General features: G+C 53.0%; 2 rRNA genes. Both read left to right on the top strand.

Going from position 1 to position 3,268, the window contains the following annotated elements:
* Positions 1 to 93 precede the first annotated feature (93 nt).
* Positions 94 to 3,021: ribosomal RNA gene (locus tag HUV26_RS16635) — 23S ribosomal RNA — on the top strand.
* Between the two features lie 122 nt (positions 3,022 to 3,143).
* Positions 3,144 to 3,258: ribosomal RNA gene (gene rrf / locus HUV26_RS16630) — 5S ribosomal RNA — on the top strand.
* The last annotated feature ends 10 nt before the right edge of the window (positions 3,259 to 3,268 follow it).

The raw sequence follows: 3,268 nt of genomic DNA, 5'->3' as shown, positions 1-3,268 counted from the left end.
CGTGTGATGGTTGCGATCCAAGTATACACTTGGCTGAGGCGATAAGCCTCTGCTCTTTGACAATCGATAGGGAAGGAAAGGAAGTCTAAAGATAAACAAGTTTTTAAGGGCATTTGGTGGATGCCTTGGTGCCAGAAGGCGATGAAAGACGTGGTAGGCTGCGATAAGCTGCGGGGAGGAGCCAAACATCCTTTGATCCGCGGATTTCTGAATGGGGAAACCCGGCCGGAGTCATGTCCGGTCATCTTCGCACTGAATACATAGGTGCAAAGAAGCGAACCCGGGGAAGTGAAACATCTCAGTACCCGGAGGAGAAGAAATCAAACGAGACTCCCTTAGTAGCGGCGAGCGAACAGGGATTAGCCCAAACCGTGCAGTTTCGACTGTGCGGGGTTGTAGGGCGGCCAATATCGATCTGTCAGTAGATAGGGGAACGAGCTGGGAAGCTCGGCCATAGAGGGTGAAAGCCCCGTACCTGAAGTTGAACGCAGCGTAGGCCGTACCTGAGTACCGCGGGTCACGTGGAACCCCGTGGGAATCTGGGAGGACCATCTTCCAAGGCTAAGTACTCTCTGGCAACCGATAGTGTACCAGTACCGTGAGGGAAAGGTGAAAAGAACCCCTGTTAGGGGAGTGAAATAGAACCTGAAACCATCTGCCTACAAGCTGTGGGAGCATCCATGAGATGTGACCGCGTGCCTTTTGCATAATGAGTCAGCGAGTTACTTTACAGTGCAAGGTTAAGCGAAAGTGGAGCCGTAGCGAAAGCGAGTCTGATAAGGGCGTCAAGTACTGTGGAGTAGACCCGAAACCGGGTGATCTATCCATGAGCAGGTTGAAGCTCAGGTAAAACTGAGTGGAGGACCGAACCAGTATCGGTTGAAAACGATTTGGATGACTTGTGGATAGGGGTGAAAGGCCAATCAAACCCGGTGATAGCTGGTTCTCTCCGAAATATATTGAGGTATAGCCTCGGAGGAGTTTTGCGGGGGTAGAGCACTGACAGGGCTAGGGGGCTCACCAGCTTACCAAACCCTATCAAACTCCGAATACCGCACAAATGATCTCCGGGAGTCAGACTGCGAGTGAGAAGGCCCGTAGTCGAGAGGGAAAGAGCCCAGACCGACAGCTAAGGTCTCCAAATCCATGCTCAGTGGAAAAGGTAGTGGAATTTCACAGACAGCCAGGAGGTTGGCTTAGAAGCAGCCATCCTTTAAAGAAAGCGTAATAGCTCACTGGTCTAGAGATTCTGCGCCGAAAATGTAACGGGGCTAAGCATGGTACCGAAGCTTCGGACTCGATTTATCGAGTGGTAGGAGAGCGTTCTCTGTGGGACGAAGGTGTGCCGTAAGGCTAGCTGGACTGCAGAGAAGTGATTATGCTGACATGAGTAACGATAAAACAGGTGAGAAACCTGTTCGCCGTAAGCCCAAGGTTTCCCGGGTAAAGGTAATCTTCCCGGGGTTAGTCGGCCCCTAAGGCGAGGCAGAAATGCGTAGTCGATGGGAAACGGGTTAATATTCCCGTACCTGCGTGAATGTGCGATGGAGGGACGGAGAAGGATAGACAGGCCAGCTGTTGGATTAGCTGGTGCAAGCAGGTAGGCTTGAGTGGTAGGCAAATCCGCCGCTCTTTAAGGCCGAGAAGTGATGCGGTGGCCGTATGGCCGTAAGCTGTTGAGTCCATGCTTCCAAGAAAAGCTTCTAAGTTTAGTTCACGCAGACCGTACCGCAAACCAACTCAGGTGGGCGGGATGAGTAATCCAAGGCGCTCGAGAGAACTCTGGTTAAGGAACTCGGCAAAATGACCCCGTAACTTCGGGATAAGGGGTGCTCTTTGGTGTGTCTGTTTAACACGTACAGCACTGAAGAGCCGCAGAGAAATGGCGGTGGCGACTGTTTACTAAAAACATAGGTCTCTGCTAAGTCGCAAGACGAAGTATAGGGACTGACACCTGCCCGGTGCCGGAAGGTTAAGAGGAGAGGTCAGCGCAAGCGAAGCTTTGAATCGAAGCCCCGGTAAACGGCGGCCGTAACTATAACGGTCCTAAGGTAGCGAAATTCCTTGTCGGGTAAGTTCCGACCTGCACGAATGGTGTAACGATCTCCGCACTGTCTCAACCAGAGACTCGGTGAAATTGAAGTCGCGGTGAAAATGCCGTGTACCCGCAGCAAGACGGAAAGACCCTGTGCACCTTTACTATAGCTTGACATTGGGTTTTGGATTGGCATGTGTAGGATAGGTGGGAGGCTATGAAGCGTGTACGCCAGTATGTGTGGAGCCAACCTTGAAATACCACCCTTGCCAATCTAAGGCTCTAATCCTGCACCGTTATCCGGTCGGGAGACAGTGTCTGGTGGGTAGTTTGACTGGGGCGGTCGCCTCCTAAAGAGTAACGGAGGCATGCAAAGGTTCCCTCAGGCTGATTGGAAACCAGCCGTTGAGTGCAAACGCATAAGGGAGCTTGACTGCAAGACAGACATGTCGAGCAGGGACGAAAGTCGGTGTTAGTGATCCGGTGGTTCCGTGTGGAAGGGCCATCGCTCATTGGATAAAAGGTACGCCGGGGATAACAGGCTGATCGCGCCCAAGAGTTCACATCGACGGCGCGGTTTGGCACCTCGATGTCGGCTCATCACATCCTGGGGCTGAAGCAGGTCCCAAGGGTACGGCTGTTCGCCGTTTAAAGTGGTACGCGAGCTGGGTTTAAAACGTCGTGAGACAGTTTGGTCCCTATCTGCTGTGGGCGTAGGAGACTTGAAAGGGCCTGCCCCTAGTACGAGAGGACCGGGGTGGACGAACCTCTGGTGGACCTGTTGTCGTGCCAACGGCATAGCAGGGTAGCTACGTTCGGAAGGGATAACCGCTGAAAGCATCTAAGCGGGAAGCCTGCCTTGAGATAAGGTCTCCCTCTCGAAAGAGCTGAAGGACCCAGGTAGACCACCTGGTTGATAGGCCGGAGGTGTAAGTGCGGCGACGCATTCAGCTTACCGGTACTAATAGTCCGTGCGCCTTGTTTATCTTCCTAAAATCTTCCTTTCCTCCCTATTTGATTCAAATTTGGGTCAAACGCGCACGTCAGACGTGGCAACGGGTTCTATACCGTTCGCCTTTCCTGACCCAGCCGCGACCCGCAAATTTGTCTTGGTGGCCATGGAGGCGGGGGTACACCCGAACCCATTCCGAACTCGGAAGTTAAGCCCGCCATCGCCGATGATACTGCCAGGGAGCTGGTGGGAAAGTAGGCCGCCGCCAAGACGTATTTCAA

The sequence above is a fragment of the Desulfovibrio psychrotolerans genome (genome assembly GCF_013340305.1).
Taxonomy (GTDB): Bacteria; Desulfobacterota; Desulfovibrionia; order Desulfovibrionales; family Desulfovibrionaceae; genus Halodesulfovibrio; species Halodesulfovibrio psychrotolerans.
The sequence above is the reverse complement of the archived record's forward strand: the minus strand, read 5'-3'. Positions and strand labels throughout refer to the sequence as shown.